Below are 15,521 nucleotides of genomic sequence, written 5' to 3' on the forward strand. Positions count from 1 at the left end.
CCGAATCCGCGGGTTGGTGGGCCCGGTCCGCCGTCCCGGCCCGCGTGCTCGACCCGTCCAGGGGACGGACGGGAGGCCCGGGGCGGGCGCGGCCACGGGCCTCCCGTCCGACGGTCTGGTGCGTCAGGACCCGGCGGCCGCGTGCGCGGCCACCTGGCTGGCCGTCAGCTCGGTGCCGTAGACGGCGGCGTAGCGCATCGAACCGGTGAAGTACGGGTTGCTCGTCGCACCCGGCCACCCGCTGACCACGTCGTAGCCGATCCGGAAGTACCCGGTGAAGTTCTCGGGGCTCTTGAAGGCGGCGTTCGAGGCGACGAGGGTGCCGTCCACGTACAGGCGCATCCCGTTGGTGGGCGACATCGTCGACACGGCGTGGTGCCACGCGCCGTCGTTGACGGCCTTCGGCGAGGTGAGGACCTGCGTGGTGCCGTTGTAGGAACCGAAGGCGAGCTGCCCCGTGGTGGTGAGGTAGAGCTTCCGGTCGTGCTGACCCGACGCACCGGTCTGGCTGCTGCCGAACCCCACGAGCATGCCGCCGGCGACGGTGGTGCGGAACCAGACCTCCTCGCTGAAGGTCGTCGGATTGGCGTAGGAGCGGGGCGTGGAGACGAAGCTCGTCGACCCGTTCAGCACGTAGGCGCTGCCGGCGTCGCGCGGGCAGGCGTTCGGGTTCGGCGTGGCGGCCGTCATGGTGCCCTGGTAGGTGCCGTTCGCACCGCGTCCCGACCAGTCGGTGGCGGTCCTGGCGCCCGATGCCTCGGTCAGGCGGTAGGCGAACAGGGCGTTCGCGGCGTCGGCGCCGACGGCGCCCGTGCAGGTGAAGTACGGCGCGGTCGCGGCGCTGTTCGTGGTGTTCGTCACGCGGGCAGCGAAGGCGGAGCGGGTCGGCGCGAACTGGTTGAGCAGGACGACGACGGCCAGGGCCAGCACGAGCAGGAGGGCGACGACGCGGCCGTCACGCAGTCGGCGGATCACGAGGGACGCACCGCCTCGACGCGGCCGACGACCAGGCACGCCACGAGCGGGACCGCGCAGAGCGCGATGAGGGCGATCCAGCCGACCGGGTCGAGGTCGATGTTCGACATCAGCTGGTAGTGCCCGTTCTCGGAGAGTTCGTGGATCACGACCGAGCCGACCTGGCCGTCCACCAGGTGCACCGTGTTGCCGCCGACGGCGTCCACGCGCACGGGGAAGATGCCGGACGAGACGACGGTCGCCTCGACGCCGTCCGGGCTCGACGTGTTCGTGATGGTCGTGACGTTGACGAAGGGCTTGAGGACGAAGCCCGCGTAGGCGGTGGTGAGGGCGCCACCCGCGATGCGCAGGCAGGTCCGCGTCACCCGGTCGGTGAACGCGCTGGTCAGGGTCAGGATGATCAGCGTGCCGATGAGCAGGATCGGTGCGGCGCGGAAGAGCCAGCCGATGTGCGGCACCAGCAGGGCGGGGGCGCCGATCACGTCGTCCTGGGTGAGGGTCCACGGGTCGGTGGCGCCGTTGATGTCGCCGCGGGTGTGCAGGCCGCCGTCGGCGTCGATCGAGACGATGCGGTGGGTGTAGACGACGTCCGGGTTGGCGGCGGTCTCGAAGGTGACGATGTCACCGACCTCGAGGGTGGCGACGTCGACGGGCAGGTCGAGGACGAGGGTGCCGACCGGGGCGGCCACGCCCATCGAGGGCGTCTCGACGACGAACCAGCGGCCCCCGGCGGAGAGGAACAGGAAGGCGGCGGTGAGCAGCAGCGCGGCGACCAGGGCGACCGACCAGGCGAGGACGGACTCGGCGTGGGAGACCGGACGCCCACGGAGGGCCGGGCGGTCGAGCGTGCCGCTGAGCGGGACCACTGCCGTCTGGCTCATCTGCTGCTCCGTCGTTCGGGGTGGATCGGTGTGGGTCGTACGGGGGTGGCGACGCTCGGCCGGAGGGGGGTCGGTCGAGCGTCGCCGGTCTGGGGGGAGTGGGGGATGGGGTCCGGGCCGAGCCGTGTCGCTCGGCCCGGGCGGGATCAGGCCGTGAAGGTCCAGGTCATCGGGACCGAGGCGGCGAGGCCCTGGTAGGAGTTGCCGGCGGAGGAGTCGAGCGTCACCGCGAAGTTGAAGGGCACGGTGGCGCCGGCGGCCGGGGCCTGGGGCATCGTGAAGGCCGAGGCCGGAGCGCCCTTGAAGCTGGCGAGGGTGCCGCTGAAGACCGTGGTCGAGCCCGAGGTGATGACGAGGTTCATCTTGGCGCACAGGTCTGTCGCGGTGCCGTTGGCGGTGCCGTTCGCCGACTGGGTGCAGGTGGCGCCGGGGTTCAGCGTGAAGGTGCTGGCGTTCGCGGTGCCGGTGTTCTTGATCGAGATCGCCGTGTTGACCGTGTTGCCCGGGGTCATCGTGGTGCTGCCGCCGAACTTGTTGATCGTCGAGCAGGTCGCCGAGTTGGTCGAGACCGAGCCGCCGTCGGTGCTGAGGCACGTGACGGTCGCGCCGGCGTTCTGCTCCTGCATGATCAGCGTGCCGCTGCCGGCGGTGTTGCTGCTGTTCGTGATGCTCGCGGCGAACCCGGAGAGGGTGCCGGTGAGCGACAGGGAGAGGAGGACGGCGGCGAAGATACCCGCGAGGAGCGCCACGGGGGCGAAGCGGATCCGCTTCAGTGCGGAGGTGCGGAGCTTGGTGGACACGGGGTACCTCTTCGTTCGGTGGTGGTCGTCGGTCGGAGCAACCGGTTCGGGCCGGGTTGCTTCAATGACTAAGATAGTCACCGGTTCACCAAGTTTGCCACTCGTATACTTGCCCCAGTACGGGGGACGCACTTGTCCCCCTTGATACCGACACGGAAGAAGAGCCTCGTGGCACCAGCAGGACACGACGACGCGACCGACCTGATGGCGGCGTTCACGGCCGTCGTGCGCGCGAACGCCAGCCTCGTGAGCCAGCTCAGTGCGCGGGCCGGCGTGCACGAGAACGCCCTGCGGGCCCTCGTGCTCATCAGCGACACCGGGTACTCCACCCCCACCGAGGTCGCCGGGTACCTCGGGCTGACGTCGGGTGCGGTCACCAACATGGTCGACCGGATGAGCGCGGCCGGGTTGCTCGAGCGCGCCCCGAACCCCGCGGACCGCCGGGGGTCACTGCTGCGCCTGCTGGCCCCGGGTGACGAGGTCGTGGCGGACTACCGGCAGCGGTACGCGGCGATGCTGCGTGCCGTCGACGGTGCGCACGGCGGGGAACTGCACGAGCTGCTCAACGACCTGGCGACCAGCCTGTACGAGCAGGCGGCGGCAGCGTCGACCGACTGAGCGGATGACCGGGCGGCTGCTCGACCGGGTTGGCTGGCCGACTACCGGACAGCGACGAGGACGGCGCGCTCCTCTGCCGGGGTGAGGCCCGCACGTCGTCCGCGGTCCGTCCCCCGCGCCCGCTCGTCCTCGAGCACCCGGACGACGGTGTCACGGAGTGGTCGGGTCCTGCCACCCGCCCCGACGAACGCCGCCGTCGACCGCTGCGCGAACCCGGCGTCCGACACCGGGATCCACAGCGGGAGCGAACGAGGTCCCGCCCAGTAGCGGACGTCGTGCGCGAGCAGGACGTCGTCCTCCACCGCGACGAGCTCGTCGTCGTGGTCGGTGACGGCACGGACGGCCTCGAAGAACTCCGCCGTCGACACGGCCGGCCCGACGGCGTTGACGGTGCCGACCAGCCGGTCACGCCCTGCCCGGACCAGCCACGCGGCGAGGTCGGCGACGTCGATGACCTGCACCGAACGCCCGGCGGTGGTCGGCACCAGGACCGGGCCACCACGGTCGAAGCGTGCCGGCCAGTACCCGAAGCGGTCGCTCGGGTCACCGGGGCCGGCGATGAGCCCGGGCCGGGCGACGAGCAGGCGGGAGCCGACGCGCGACCGGGTGGTCCGTTCGGCGAGCACCTTCGCGTCAGCGTACTCGGTGGGGTCGGACGGTTCCACGAGCAGCGCGGACTCGTCGGCGCCCGGCTCGTCGTTCCGTGCGTAGACCGAGACCGTGGAGACCAGCGTCCAGTGCGCGGCACGGTCGGCGAGCGCGTCGAGTGCCGGGACGACGAGCTCGGGGGCGTGGGCGAGCTCGATCACGTCGTCCCAGGTGCCGCTCACCTGGTCGAGGGCGCCGGGCAGCAGCCGGTCCGCACGGATCAGGCGCGCTCCCTCGGGCACGTCGCCCGACAACCCCCTGGCCAGGCAGGTGACATCGGCCCCGTCGGCGAGCAGGTCGTCGACGATCGCCCGTCCGAGCCAACCGGTCCCGCCGAGCACCAGGACGCGTCGCGTGGGCTGGGTCATCAGACGGGCTGGAGCGGTCGTCGCTCGCCGTCGGGGAGCTCGACCCGGATGCGATCGCCGGGCCGGACGGTGCCGCCGCTCAGCACGACGGCCATCACCCCGCCCTTGCGCTCGACCGTGCCGTCCTCGGCGCGGCCGAGCACGGCCCGCAGCAGCCCCGGTTCGAAGCCGTTGATCTGCTGACACGGGTTCCGCAGTCCGGTGACCCGCACCGACGCGCCGTCGCCGAGGTGCAGGACGGCGTCGGTGGGCAGCCCGAGCAGGTCGATGCCGCGCGTGGTGACGTTCTCGCCCATCTGGCCGGAGTCGACCGCGAACCCGGCGTCGGCGACCTCGTCGAAGAGCTCGGCGTGGAGCAGGTGCACCTGGCGCAGGTTCGGCTGCGACGGATCGCGGGCCACGCGGGAGCGGTGCTGCACCGTGGTGCCGGCGTGCGCGTCACCCTCGATGCCCCACCCCGCCACCAGGGTCACCTCGTCGACCACCGGCTTGCTGAACCGGTGCTCGTCGTCCCTGCTCACCGCGACGACGCGCGGCTGCTCGGTTCCGTCGTCGTGCTCGTGGTGCTCGCGCTGCTCGTCGCTCATGGACCGATCCCCTGCCTGTCACGCCCAGTCAAGTGCGGAACCTCGAGCTGCACAACCGGTACGGGGCCGGGGCCTCGTCACGACGTGTGCTGCACCACGCGCATCGCCAGTCGGTGCGCGATCTCCCCGTCGACCTCGATGACCCACGAGTAGCCGCCGACCCGCTCGAGCAGCAGGTCGTTGATCGTGAAGGTGACCGGGTGTGTCTGGTCGTCGCCCGCGCGCAGCAACGTGCTCCGCCCTGTGGTGAACCGGTGACCGATCGCCGCGACCGCCGTCCCCTCCGGCATGCCTGCGGCGTGCCGTGCCAGCGGGACGGGCTCACCGTCCTCGGTCTCCAGGCGGAGGGTCACGTCGTGCTCCACCCCGGTGTCGTTCCACCCCACCTGCACCAGCACGCCGACGGCCACCCGTTGCTGGACCGCGGGGACCTGGGTCACCGCGAGCGTGTCCCAGCCCGCGCCGAGGACGTAGAGCTTCCCGTTCACCGACTCGGCGCTGTCCGCCAGGAACGCCGTGATGTTGATCGTCATCTCCGGAGCGTGCCACACCCGTCCGCGACGACACCGAGCAGTGCCGGAGCAGGACAGGCTCCGGGTCAGCGCTGGGCTGCGGGCCGCACGACGATTTCGTTGACGTCGACGTCCGGTCGTTCCGCCACCGCGTAGTCGACGGCCCGGGCGATCGCGTCCGCCGGGATCGCCTCGGCGCGGTACTCGACCATCGCGGCGGCTGCCGTCTCGTCGGTGATCGTCGACGCCAGCTCCGACTCCGTGACACCCGGCGAGACGGTCGTCACCCGGAGGCCGCGCGGCGACTCCTGCCGCAGGCCGTCCGTGATCGCCCGGGCCGCGTACTTCGTCCCGCAGTAGACGGCTGCCGTCGGCGTGACCTCGTAGGCGCCGATCGACGCCATGGTCACCACGTGGCCGGTGCCCTGCGCGAGCATGGTGGGCAGCGTCGCGGCGATGCTGTACAGCAGGCCGCGCACGTTGACGTCGAGCATCCGGTCCCACTCGTCGACGAGCCCCGAGGACAGCGGCGAGAGCGGCATGACGCCGGCGTTGGCGACGAGCACGTCGATGCGGCCGAAGCGGTCGAGGGCGGCCGCCGCGAACGCCCGGGTCGAGGCGAGGTCGGTGACGTCGAGGGACACCGCGAGCGCCGTCCCACCCGCGGCCTCGATCTCGGTCACGAGGGCGTCGAGCCGGTCGGTCCGTCGCGCACCCAGCACGACCGGGTGTCCGGCTGCGGCGAGGCGCACCGCCGTGGCCCGACCGATGCCGCTTGAGGCACCCGTGACCAGGACGACCTTCCGTCGGTGCAGGACCATGCCGCCGTGGTGCAGGACGTCGTCGAGGAAATCGCCGTCCGCGGTGAAACCGGTGTCGTCGCGGTACTCGACGTGGTTGCCGCTGACCTCGTAGCGCCCGACGTAGGCCGCCTCGCGGTCGCCTCGGGCCTCGACGTAGCGGCCGTCAGCCCGCAGTTCGTGCCGGACCCGGCCGTCGGCCGTGACCCACAGGCCGACGTAGGGGTGGGAGGGGTGTGATGCGGACGGGGTGGTGGTGGTTGCGTCGTCGTTCATGCCGTCAGCCTCGGCGCCGCCGGGGATCCTTCCCGTGCCGCGTCGTTCCGGGGTGCGCCAGGACCAGGGAGGCGCCCTGGGCCACGCCTACCCTGGGCACGTGACCCCGTCCGCCCCCGACCTGACCCTCGGCGCCTACCTGCGCGCCGTCCGCTCCCGACTGTCCCCGGAGACGCTCGGGTTGCCCGCCGGTGGGCTCCGCCGCGTGGCCGGCCTGCGACGAGAAGAGGTCGCCGTGCTCGGCGGGCTGAGCGTCGACTACTACACGCGGCTCGAGCAGGGACGGGAGGTCAGCCCCGGTACCGCGGTGCTGCAGGGGATCGCCGACGGGCTCGAGCTCGACGGCGACGAGCGCGAGCACCTGTTCACCCTGGCCGGGCTCGTCGCACCACCGCGGGGCGCCCGGCCGGCGACGTCCGCCACCCCCGCACTCGGCCAGCTCCTCGACTCGTGGTCCGCGCACCCGGCGTTCGTGATCGACCCGGCACACGACGTCCTCGCCGCCAACGCGCTCGCCCGTGCCGTCTACGCACCCTTCGGACGCTTCGACAACCTGGTCCGGATGATGTTCGCCGACCCGGCGGCGGAACGGTTCCACGCGGACTGGGCCAGGGCGGCCGACGCGACCGTCGCCAGTCTGCGCGCGGCGACCGCGGAGTTCGGGGGCGACCCGCGCCTCCAGGACGTCATCGCGACCATGCGCGGGACGAGTGCCGCGTTCGACGAGCGGTGGAGCGCCCAACGGGTGCTCCGCAAGACGGTCACGGCGAAGCGCTTCGTGCACGACGCCGTGGGGCGCCTGGAGTTCGACGCCCACACCTTCGCCGTCCAGGGGTCACCGGGTCTGCAGCTCGTCGTCTACAGCTGCCCGCCGGGCTCCGCGACGGCGCAGGCGCTCACGTTGCTGTCGGCGACCCCGGCGTCCGCACGGGCGAGGTGACCTGGTGGCGGCCCCGGCAGAGGAGCTGGCCAACCGTCGTCGACGTCCTGTTCACCGTCTCCGGAGCCACACCTCGGCCGTCGCAGCGACCTGCTCAGGCGCCGACCCCACGTCGGGGACGAGCGGATCGCCGTACCGTTGCCCGGTGCGGTCGGCGTCGACGGCGACCGTGAGGTTCACCACCGCACCGTCGTACAGGCGGATCGGTTGGTTCGCCGTGCTGTAGCCGTAGGTCGGCTCGCCGAAGGTCCGGACGTTCCGCTGCCCCGTGAAGCTGATCGCCACTCCTTCGGCGGAGCTGCCGGTCATCCCGTTCACCAGCACCGCCACCGGCAGGTCCGACTTCGGCATCGAACCCGGCGCGTCGGCCTGCACTGTGCCGCGCAACATCGCGCGGTCGCCGTCGATCGAGACGTCGTCCGATCGGTCGGCGTACTCGAACGTCATCACCCGACCGTCGGTCAGGAGGGGTGACAGGGCGGCGAGCATCGGCCAGATGTTCCCGCCGTGGTTGTCGCGCAGATCGACGATCCACCCGACGTCGGTGTCCTCCCGAGCGCGGTCGAGACCCCGGCTGATGACCCTGACCCATCGATCCGTGACCTCCTGGTCCCCGCTCACGAGCGTGGGGACGACGACGGTGGTCACACCCTTGCTGGTGCGCACGGTCGGGTCCTCTGCCGTCGAGCCGCTCTCCGAGCGACCGAAGGTCTTCTCGGCTTCCGCAGGGGTGAGGAACGCGCTGTGTCCTCCGCCGAGGTCCGTGGTGGCTCCGCGGAGGGCGTCGTAGGTGTCGCCGTACTCCTCCGCCTCGCGAACCGCATCAGCGACGCGCTGCCGGACCGTGGCGAGCTGTTCCGGGGAACTCCGGATGCCCGCCCCCATCCGGTCGACCGCCCGCTCGGCGTACCGCTGCGGTGACGGCGGGACGATCTCGATGCCGAGCCGGTCCGACACCACGACGCCGCCTCCGACGACGACGGCCACGACCGTGACCGCCACACCGAGGACCACATGACGACGCTTCAGAGCAGACACACCACACCTTCTCGCGAGGCCGGGACACCCTGCGTCATCCCGCCGAGTGACGTTGGGGACGGCGGGTCCGACGCGAGGAGGAGCGGTCTCCGACCGCACACCGGACGGGAGGCACGGTGCCAGCTGGCACCGTGCCTCCCGTCCGGTGGGTCACACGTCGCAGCTGGAGCGGCCGATGCCGAGGAACCGGACGGTCACGATGCGGACGGTGCTGGCCGCCGTCGCGGTCCACGTGCCGGTGAGGTCGGTCCGGACGCTGACGGTCGAGGAGCGCCAGGTGAACAGGTTCCACGAACTCAGCGTGGCGGCTCGGGATCGTGCGGGCTGCGTCGCAGCAGCCCGCCCGTCGACGAGGACGGTGAACCGGTCAGGGTCGGCGCCGGTGTAGTTCCATCCGACGGTGACGGAGCCGTCGCTGTTCGAGGTGCACGTCATGCCGGTGACCGGTGTTGCCGTCGCTGCGGTCAACGTGCTCGCCGACGTCGGAGCTGTCGTCGCGAAGCCGGCAGCGGCGGCCGGGGCGGGGAGGGCGAGCGCGCCGATGACGCAGGTCAGCGTGACGACCATGGCGACGGAAGCGCCCGGCCGACGCTGTTCGACACGGTGTCGTGCCCGGTGTCGTGCTCCGCGTTGCGTCGACAGCGGTGACGTGCGGTCGCGGGTGGCGGGGAGGACCGCGAGCGTGGTGACGGCGAGGAGGGCACCGGCGAGCAGGACGAGCGCACCGGTGTCGTGCTGGGACACCCAGACGCTGGGTGTGCCGATGAGGGGGACGCGGAGGTACCCGACGCCGGTGACCGCGGCCCGCGTGATCGGGGTGGAGTCAGGGGCAGGGTTCGCGTCGCCCTTGGTGGTCAGTGTCCCGTCGTGGTTGAGCGTGTCGAAGCGGTGCATGCGCAGGACGCCGGCGTGGTCGGGGTCGTGGAAGAGCAGCACCTGCCCCTTGCGGAGCTGGTGTTCGTCGACGGGCATCGAGACGACGACGTCACCGACTCGGAGCGAGGGTTCCATGGACCCGGTCATCACGGTGGTGCTCTGCCAACCGAGCAGCATCGGGGCGACCGCCCAGAAGAGCATGCCGAACACCGCGGCGAGGGCTCCTCGAGCGGCGATCACCGTGGTGAACCGGACCCATGGTGTCGAGCGCATGGTCGACTCCTCCTACCGGGGTCAGGAGTTCTGGGCTTCCCAGGTGAAGCCGAGGCTCGCCGTGGCGCCCATCAGCGACGCGGGGGCGTCGGGGGAGACGGTGTAGGTGATCTGGTAGGTCCGGCTGTCGGCCTTGTCGCCGGTGGGCTTCCAGGTGCCGATGCCGGTGGCGTAGTTCGTGCGGGTGGTCGCGAACGTGGCGAGCGAGTCGTTGTAGAGGGTTCCTTCGGCGCCGGAGGACGGGGTGAAGCCGCTGCAGGTGCCGTACCCACCACCGGTGCCCTGCTTGACCTGCAGCGTCACGTACGAGGCCAGCGCGTTGGTCTGGTGCACGTCCGTGGCGTAGAGCTTCACCGCGCTCGGGAGCGACCCGCTCGAGGTCACCGCGATGCAGTTGGTGCCGGTGGCGCCGGGCTTGAGGTTCGACGCGGAGAACAGCGCGCCGTTGGTCGCATCGTTGCTGAGCGCCACGGAGCCCATGGACCAGTTGTTGGCGTTGTCGCTGGTGGTCGCGGAGAACGCCGAGTACGACGCGGTGGACACCGCCACACCGGCGGCGACGAGTGCCACAGGGATGACGGCGAAGGTGGCGACGCGGGAGAGGGTGCGGCTCGGGATGCGCAAAGGGGGGTTCCAATCTCGGATGACTCGAAAATCGATCTACTAGAGACCCTACACCTCGAATTTCGAGTCAACCGAATTTCGTGCAGAACGGATATCGTTCAGACCGCTAGGATGGGGGCATGCCTGCGGTGAGCCACGAGATCGGCGCCCTCGACGACCGGCTGCTCGACGACGCGGTCGCGGCGTTCTACGCCGCCCAGGTGGAGCACGCGCACCTGATCCAGCACCTCGCGGTCGCGCACGACCTGAACCCGGTGGACCTCCGCGCGCTGAAGTTCCTGGGCGCGGCCGACGTGGACCGCACCCCGAAGGAACTCGGGACCTACCTCGAGATGGGGACCGGTGCCGTGACGGCCCTCCTGGACCGGCTGACCAAGCGAGGGCTCCTCGATCGGGTCCGCAACCCTGATGACCGGCGGAGCGTGCGGATCGAGCTGTCCGCAGACGGTTTCGCCATCGTGGGCACGCTCCGGTCCGCGTACCGGGCAGTACTCCACTCCTCGCTGCCCCGCGAGAGCGCGGAGATCTTCATCGAGTTCACCGGGCGCATGGCGGATGCGTTCCGTGCCGCGAGCACAGCAGACGTGGAACACACGACCGGGAAGTGACGGCTGGCCCGAGTCTCGAGGCTGCTCGGCACGATCGTCGAGCCGAGCCTTCCCAGGGCCGAGGCCCGGCATCTCCGACCTCGGGTCCCACACGCCGCCACTGCACGACCTACTGACGTGCGGCCGCGTCTGCGATCACCCGCGCCAGGTCCCCGGGACGGCTCCACATCGGCCAGTGACCCGTCGGCAGGTCGACGACGTCGACTCGTTCCAGCTCGGCGACCGGCGCGAACATCGGATGCCCTCCACGAGCGAGTTCCATGACCTGCGCGCTCGGGAACGAGCAGCACACCAACGTCGTCGGCACACGCCTGCGTGCCTCGTCGTGCAGCACGACGGGATCGCGGAGGAGGGAGGCCGGCTGCGTCACGGCTCGATCCCGGAACCGCTCCAGGTCCGCGTCGCTCAGGCCCTCGATGCTGGCTTGCCCGGCGAGCTGGTCGAACGGCGGCAGCGGCAGCTCCACGACCCCGTCCGGGAGGTCAGCCGCGAACGCCGACCCGGACGCCATCGGCCCGGAGTCGACCCAGACGACGCGACGGACGAGATCCGGATGGCGATCGATGAAGACGCTCACCGGGGCGTTCGCACCGCTGTGGGCGACGATCACCGCCGGCTCGGTCCGGGACACCCCGAGATGCTCGCTGAGCCGCTCGATCGCAGCGACCTGGTCGGCGAGGGACCTCGTGGTGCGGTCCGGATCCTCGGGGTCGAGTCCCGGCAGGGTCATCGGTGCCGGTCGCCATCCTGCTGCGTCCAACTCCTGGGTGACGGCGTCCCATGCCCACGAACCGAGCCAGTGACCGGCGATGAGGACGAGGGGCGTCTTGTGCGGAGGAAGCGTTGTCATGTGATCAGCGTGCTGGCCGGCGTTGACAGCTGTGTGTCACCATCTCCGTCATGATCTCTCGACGGCTTCGATGAAACGCACCGAGCGTCTGCACGCGATGTCGGAGATGCTGCGGCGTGGAGGCGCTCGTGGGTACACCGCCGAGCGACTGGCCCGCGAGTTCTCCGTGTCGACGCGTACGGTCAAGCGCGACCTCGCCGCGCTGGCGAACAGCGGCGCGGCGGTCTGGTCCCGGCCGGGCCCGGGCGGTGGGTTCGGACTCGTCGCGGGGAACACGCTCGCGCCGGTGACGTTGTCGCCGTCGCAGGCGACCGCGTTGCTGGCGGCCGTCGCCGCCGCACCCGACGCCCCGTACTCCGACCAGGCAGCGACCGGTGTGCAGACGATCCTCGACGTCCTCGATCCGATCACGAGAGAGCGTGCGGTCGAGCTCGCTGGCCGCGTGTGGGTGAACGCCGTCCGTGGCCCGACGCGCGCTGTGCAGTCCGCGCTCGAGGAAGGCATGGCAGCGCAGCGGGTGCTCCGTGTCCGGTACCGCTCCGCCGCCGGCGCCCGAACGGTCCGCGACGTCGAACCCGTCCTGTTCGCCTCCACCGACGGACAGTGGTACCTCGTCGCGTGGTGCCGGCTCCGGGATGCGATCCGCTGGTTCGCGGTGACCCGCATCGAACGTGCGAGCGTCACTGCGCAGCCGTGCGCCGGGCACACGGTGCGGGAGGTCGGCGACCCTCCGGAGCACGCGCGACCCGCGCACGGCCGTTCGTGAGCACCGAGCGCGGCGGACATCACTGCTGACGTCCTGGTCGCACCGTCAGCCCCGCCGGGGCGTCGTCGTCATCGATCGCCGACGTCGCCGTCGAACTCCTGCCGGTTGCCGACGATCACCTCCTGGTGTTCCCGCACCCAGTCGGCCAGGGCCAGGGCCACGGACTGGAGCGACCACCCGAGCGCGGTGAGCTCGTACTCGACACGGGGCGGCACTTCGGCGTGGACCGTGCGCGACACGAGTCCGTCGCGCTCGAGTGCACGCAGGGTCACGGTCAGCATCCGGCGCGAGATGCCGGGGATGACCTCGGAGAGCTCGGTGAACCGCCGCCGTTCGTCGCCGAGCACGCCGATCACCAGCAGGGTCCACTTGTCGCCCATCCGCGCCAGCAGCGACCGGAAGAGTTCCGGCTCCTCGCTCGTGCAGAGCTCGGCCATCGTGGGCATCGACTGGTCGAGCCTGGCCTGCAACTGCTGCAGTGCTGTCCGGTCCGTCATGAGGGCTCCCGTGGTCACTGCCGGGTAACAGGGGGTCGTTTGCGGTAACGGGACCCCGGCGGGCAGGGTTACCGATCGTAACCGTACCCCGGGTTCCTGGCCCGGGACGATCGAAGGAGTGCCATGACCCTGTTCCGCCTGGACGCCAGCATCCGCACCGAGGGCTCCGCCAGCCGCGCGCTCGGCGACATCGTCGAGACCGAGTGGAGCGCTGCGCACGCCGACGCTCCGGTGACCCGCCGCCACGTCGGCACCGATCCGGTGCCCGCCACCGCCTGGGCCGACGCCGTCGCAGCGTCCGTGACGCCCGAGTCCGAGCGCACGCCGGCCCAGGTCGCCGCGGTCACCCTGGCGAGCGAACTGACCGACGAGCTCACCAGTGCGGACGCGCTGCTGTTCGCCGTGCCGCTCTACAACTTCGGCGTCTCGCAGCACTTCAAGTCGTACGTCGACCTCGTGCTGACCGACCCGCGCATGGCAGCCGGCGCCGCACCCGCCACCGCGGGCAAGCCAGCCGTCCTGGTCACGGTGCAGGGCGGCAACTACTCCGCCGGCACGCCCCGGGAGGGCTGGGACCACGCCACGGCCTGGATGCGGCGCATCCTCGAGGACGTCTGGCAGCTCGACCTCGACGTCGTGACCCGCGAGTTCACGCTCGTCGGGGTGAACCCCGCTCTCGACCAGTTCACGGAGCTCGCCGACGAGCTGCGCGTCCGCGCCGAGGACCAGGCGGCCCGCCACGGCCGCGCCCTGGCGACCGTGCCGAGGGCCGCATGAACAGCAGAAGACGGGAGGCGCGGTGCCGGTGAGTCGATCGACCCACCTGCACCGCGCCTCCTGTCAGGGTCGCTGCGGACGCAGCGTCAGCGACGTCAGCTGCGGATGAACGCGAGGATGTCGGCGTTGAGGACGTCCGCGTGGGTCGTCAGCATGCCGTGCGGGTAGCCCTCGTAGATCTTGAGGGTCGAGTCGCTGAGCAGATCGGCCTGCTTGAGGGCGGCGTCCTGGTAGGGCACGACCTGGTCGTCGTCGCCCTGCAGGACGAGGACGGGGACGGTGATGGCGCGCAGGTCCTCGGTCTGGTCCGTCTCCGAGAACGCCTTGATGCCCTCGTGGTGCGCGACGGCGCTGCCCGTCATGCCCTGACGCCACCAGTTGGCGATGACCGGCTCCGACGGCGTCACACCGTCACGGTTGAAGCCGTAGAACGGGCCGGAGGCGACGGCCTGGAAGAACTCCGCGCGGTTGGCGGCGAGCGCCTGGCGGAAGCCGTCGAAGACCGAGATGTCGGTGCCCTCGGGGTTCGCGTCGGTCTTCAGCATCAGCGGCGGCACGGCGGCCACCAGGACGGCCTTGGCGACCCGGCCCTGGGGCTGGCCGTACCGGGCGACGTACCGGGCGACCTGGCCACCACCGGTCGAGTGACCGATGTGGATCGCGTCGTGCAGGTCGAGGTGCTCGACGACCGCGGACACGTCGCTCGCGTAGTGGTCCATGTCGTGGCCCGTGGCGATCTGCGACGAGCGGCCGTGGCCGCGTCGGTCGCTCGCGACGACGCGGAAGCCCTCGGCCAGGAAGAACAGCATCTGCGCGTCCCAGTCGTCGGACGACAACGGCCAGCCGTGGTGGAAGACGATCGGCTGCGCGTCGGCGTCGCCCCAGTCCTTGAAGTAGATCTCTGCACCGTCGTCGGTGGTCACGTAACCCATGGGTGTTCTCCTGTGCGTGTTGTCGGTCGGGGTGGTCGTGGTGGTCGTGGAGGGTCAGCCGAGTTCGGCGACGGCGTCGGTGATGAACGCCGCGACCTCGGTGGGGTGCGTCTGCATCACCAGGTGCGGCCCGTCGATCTCGAGCACCCTGCGGACGCCGGCGCGGTGGTAGCCGAAGCGTTCGACGTCCGGGTTGATGGTGTGGTCGGCACCGGCGACGATGCCCCAGGACGGCCTGGTCCTCCACGCCGCGACGGACGCGGTCTCGCCGAACGCGGCGGCGGACAGCGGACGCTGCGAGACTGCGAGGACCTCGGCCTGCCGGCGGTCGAGGCCGGCCGCGAAGACGGCGGGGAAGGCGTCGACGGCCACGGAGACGTCGGTGCCGGGCTCGGCCCCGTCGACGGGGTACGGCGCGTAGACCAGGTTGGCGGCGAGGTCACTGTCGGGGAAACCGCCCTGCAGGGCACCGAGGCTCTCGCCGGCTTCGAGTGCGTACGCGGCGACGAAGACGAGGCCGACGACGTTCTCGGCGACGCCGGCGACGGTGATGACCGCACCGCCGTAGGAGTGCCCGACGAGCAGGACCGGTTCGTCGATCTGCTCGACGAACGACCGGATCCAGGCCGCGTCACCGGACAGGCTCCGGTTGAACACGGGCGGGACGAGCACCGTGTGGCCCTGGTCGAGCAGGAGCCGGGTGACGGGCGCCCAGATGCCGGCGTCGGCGAAGGCTCCGTGCACGAGGACGATGGTGGGTGACGCGGTCACGGCGCGGTCCTTCCTGGTGCACGGCTGGTGCCGGACCCGGGGCGGTGGCGGGAGCGTGTGCTCCCGTCCGAGACGCTAGGGCGAGGGGCCGGTGGTGCACATCG

At 71.3% G+C, this 15,521-nt stretch carries 19 protein-coding genes; 5 read left to right on the plus strand and 14 right to left on the minus strand.

The window, feature by feature from the left end; genetic code table 11:
• Nucleotides 1–123 precede the first annotated feature (123 nt).
• The 3 genes from I8920_RS15445 to I8920_RS15455 all read right to left on the minus strand — a co-directional run bounded on the left by I8920_RS15445 (nucleotide 124) and on the right by I8920_RS15455 (nucleotide 2,656).
• Nucleotides 124–975 (minus strand): LamG domain-containing protein, encoded by an 852-nt coding sequence (locus I8920_RS15445; RefSeq protein ID WP_198657139.1) that lies wholly within the window; start codon nucleotides 973–975, stop codon nucleotides 124–126.
• Nucleotides 972–1,856, minus strand: coding sequence for a S26 family signal peptidase (locus tag I8920_RS15450; protein ID WP_198657140.1), 885 nt, complete (start codon nucleotides 1,854–1,856; stop codon nucleotides 972–974). The genes I8920_RS15445 and I8920_RS15450 overlap by 4 nt, the downstream gene beginning before the upstream one ends.
• Before the next feature lie 146 nt (nucleotides 1,857–2,002).
• A complete protein-coding gene (locus tag I8920_RS15455) occupies nucleotides 2,003–2,656 on the minus strand; it encodes a hypothetical protein (RefSeq protein WP_198657141.1) in 654 nt (217 codons plus the stop codon).
• A gap of 168 nt (nucleotides 2,657–2,824) precedes the next feature.
• Between I8920_RS15455 and I8920_RS15460 the strand changes: the two genes are divergently transcribed.
• Nucleotides 2,825–3,274, plus strand: a complete 450-nt coding sequence (locus I8920_RS15460; protein WP_198657142.1) for a MarR family winged helix-turn-helix transcriptional regulator — start codon at nucleotides 2,825–2,827, stop codon at nucleotides 3,272–3,274.
• Between the two features lie 41 nt (nucleotides 3,275–3,315).
• On the opposite strand, the gene I8920_RS15465 is transcribed toward I8920_RS15460, so the two are convergent.
• The 4 genes from I8920_RS15465 to I8920_RS15480 form a co-directional block, all read right to left on the minus strand.
• Entirely contained in the window at nucleotides 3,316–4,290 is a 975-nt protein-coding gene (locus tag I8920_RS15465) for an NAD-dependent epimerase/dehydratase family protein (protein WP_198657143.1), read from the minus strand.
• Entirely contained in the window at nucleotides 4,290–4,877 is a 588-nt protein-coding gene (locus tag I8920_RS15470) for an MOSC domain-containing protein (RefSeq protein ID WP_198657144.1), read from the minus strand. The genes I8920_RS15465 and I8920_RS15470 overlap by 1 nt, the downstream gene beginning before the upstream one ends.
• A 77-nt stretch (nucleotides 4,878–4,954) precedes the next feature.
• A complete protein-coding gene (locus tag I8920_RS15475; RefSeq protein ID WP_198657145.1) occupies nucleotides 4,955–5,410 on the minus strand; it encodes a DUF6941 family protein in 456 nt (151 codons plus the stop codon).
• Nucleotides 5,411–5,475: 65 nt separating this feature from the next.
• Complete coding sequence (locus tag I8920_RS15480; protein WP_198657146.1) at nucleotides 5,476–6,465, minus strand: SDR family NAD(P)-dependent oxidoreductase; 990 nt, start codon at nucleotides 6,463–6,465, stop codon at nucleotides 5,476–5,478.
• 100 nt (nucleotides 6,466–6,565) lie between these two features.
• Here I8920_RS15480 and I8920_RS15485 point away from each other — a divergent pair, with 100 nt between their 5' ends.
• Entirely contained in the window at nucleotides 6,566–7,405 is an 840-nt protein-coding gene (locus tag I8920_RS15485; protein ID WP_198657147.1) for a helix-turn-helix transcriptional regulator, read from the plus strand.
• 51 nt (nucleotides 7,406–7,456) lie between these two features.
• Here the strand turns inward: I8920_RS15485 and I8920_RS15490 are convergent, their stop codons facing one another.
• From I8920_RS15490 to I8920_RS15500, 3 genes are all read right to left on the minus strand, one after another.
• Nucleotides 7,457–8,443, minus strand: coding sequence for a S41 family peptidase (locus I8920_RS15490; RefSeq protein WP_198657148.1), 987 nt, complete (start codon nucleotides 8,441–8,443; stop codon nucleotides 7,457–7,459).
• A 150-nt stretch (nucleotides 8,444–8,593) separates the two neighbouring features.
• Complete coding sequence (locus I8920_RS15495) at nucleotides 8,594–9,592, minus strand: signal peptidase I (protein WP_198657149.1); 999 nt, start codon at nucleotides 9,590–9,592, stop codon at nucleotides 8,594–8,596.
• A gap of 21 nt (nucleotides 9,593–9,613) precedes the next feature.
• Nucleotides 9,614–10,216, minus strand: a complete 603-nt coding sequence (locus I8920_RS15500; protein ID WP_198657150.1) for a hypothetical protein — start codon at nucleotides 10,214–10,216, stop codon at nucleotides 9,614–9,616.
• 119 nt (nucleotides 10,217–10,335) lie between these two features.
• On the opposite strand from I8920_RS15500, the gene I8920_RS15505 reads away from it, so the two are divergent.
• On the plus strand, nucleotides 10,336–10,824 hold the full coding sequence (locus tag I8920_RS15505) for a MarR family winged helix-turn-helix transcriptional regulator (RefSeq protein WP_198657151.1): 489 nt from the start codon (nucleotides 10,336–10,338) through the stop codon (nucleotides 10,822–10,824).
• A 109-nt stretch (nucleotides 10,825–10,933) separates the two neighbouring features.
• Here I8920_RS15505 and I8920_RS15510 read toward each other — a convergent pair whose 3' ends face one another.
• On the minus strand, nucleotides 10,934–11,674 hold the full coding sequence (locus I8920_RS15510) for an alpha/beta fold hydrolase (protein ID WP_198657152.1): 741 nt from the start codon (nucleotides 11,672–11,674) through the stop codon (nucleotides 10,934–10,936).
• A 70-nt stretch (nucleotides 11,675–11,744) separates the two neighbouring features.
• Between I8920_RS15510 and I8920_RS15515 the strand changes: the two genes are divergently transcribed.
• Complete coding sequence (locus I8920_RS15515) at nucleotides 11,745–12,440, plus strand: helix-turn-helix transcriptional regulator (protein ID WP_198657153.1); 696 nt, start codon at nucleotides 11,745–11,747, stop codon at nucleotides 12,438–12,440.
• A gap of 68 nt (nucleotides 12,441–12,508) precedes the next feature.
• Here I8920_RS15515 and I8920_RS15520 read toward each other — a convergent pair whose 3' ends face one another.
• Nucleotides 12,509–12,937, minus strand: a complete 429-nt coding sequence (locus tag I8920_RS15520; protein WP_198657154.1) for a winged helix-turn-helix transcriptional regulator — start codon at nucleotides 12,935–12,937, stop codon at nucleotides 12,509–12,511.
• A 123-nt stretch (nucleotides 12,938–13,060) separates the two neighbouring features.
• Between I8920_RS15520 and I8920_RS15525 the strand changes: the two genes are divergently transcribed.
• The gene (locus I8920_RS15525) at nucleotides 13,061–13,714 is read left to right on the plus strand and encodes an FMN-dependent NADH-azoreductase (protein ID WP_198657155.1); all 654 of its coding nucleotides are present in this window, start codon (nucleotides 13,061–13,063) and stop codon (nucleotides 13,712–13,714) included.
• Between the two features lie 95 nt (nucleotides 13,715–13,809).
• Here I8920_RS15525 and I8920_RS15530 read toward each other — a convergent pair whose 3' ends face one another.
• Both I8920_RS15530 and I8920_RS15535 read right to left on the minus strand, forming a co-directional pair.
• Entirely contained in the window at nucleotides 13,810–14,646 is an 837-nt protein-coding gene (locus I8920_RS15530; protein WP_198657156.1) for an alpha/beta fold hydrolase, read from the minus strand.
• A gap of 54 nt (nucleotides 14,647–14,700) precedes the next feature.
• Entirely contained in the window at nucleotides 14,701–15,417 is a 717-nt protein-coding gene (locus tag I8920_RS15535; RefSeq protein ID WP_198657157.1) for an alpha/beta fold hydrolase, read from the minus strand.
• Between the last annotated feature and the right edge of the window lie 104 nt (nucleotides 15,418–15,521).

This window comes from Curtobacterium sp. YC1 (genome assembly GCF_016267665.1).
Classification (GTDB): Bacteria; Actinomycetota; Actinomycetes; order Actinomycetales; family Microbacteriaceae; genus Curtobacterium.

Excerpts from the sequence above, each read along its gene's own strand:
- I8920_RS15465 (WP_198657143.1), bottom strand. The coding sequence starts at position 4,290 with ATGACCCAGCCCACGCGACGCGTCCTGGTGCTCGGCGGGACCGGTTGG.
- I8920_RS15505 (WP_198657151.1), top strand. The coding sequence starts at position 10,336 with ATGCCTGCGGTGAGCCACGAGATCGGCGCCCTCGACGACCGGCTGCTC.
- I8920_RS15530 (WP_198657156.1), bottom strand. The coding sequence starts at position 14,646 with ATGGGTTACGTGACCACCGACGACGGTGCAGAGATCTACTTCAAGGAC.
- I8920_RS15480 (WP_198657146.1), bottom strand. The coding sequence starts at position 6,465 with ATGAACGACGACGCAACCACCACCACCCCGTCCGCATCACACCCCTCC.
- I8920_RS15515 (WP_198657153.1), top strand. The coding sequence starts at position 11,745 with ATGAAACGCACCGAGCGTCTGCACGCGATGTCGGAGATGCTGCGGCGT.
- I8920_RS15510 (WP_198657152.1), bottom strand. The coding sequence starts at position 11,674 with ATGACAACGCTTCCTCCGCACAAGACGCCCCTCGTCCTCATCGCCGGT.
- I8920_RS15525 (WP_198657155.1), top strand. The coding sequence starts at position 13,061 with ATGACCCTGTTCCGCCTGGACGCCAGCATCCGCACCGAGGGCTCCGCC.
- I8920_RS15450 (WP_198657140.1), bottom strand. The coding sequence starts at position 1,856 with ATGAGCCAGACGGCAGTGGTCCCGCTCAGCGGCACGCTCGACCGCCCG.
- I8920_RS15475 (WP_198657145.1), bottom strand. The coding sequence starts at position 5,410 with ATGACGATCAACATCACGGCGTTCCTGGCGGACAGCGCCGAGTCGGTG.
- I8920_RS15520 (WP_198657154.1), bottom strand. The coding sequence starts at position 12,937 with ATGACGGACCGGACAGCACTGCAGCAGTTGCAGGCCAGGCTCGACCAG.
- I8920_RS15470 (WP_198657144.1), bottom strand. The coding sequence starts at position 4,877 with ATGAGCGACGAGCAGCGCGAGCACCACGAGCACGACGACGGAACCGAG.
- I8920_RS15495 (WP_198657149.1), bottom strand. The coding sequence starts at position 9,592 with ATGCGCTCGACACCATGGGTCCGGTTCACCACGGTGATCGCCGCTCGA.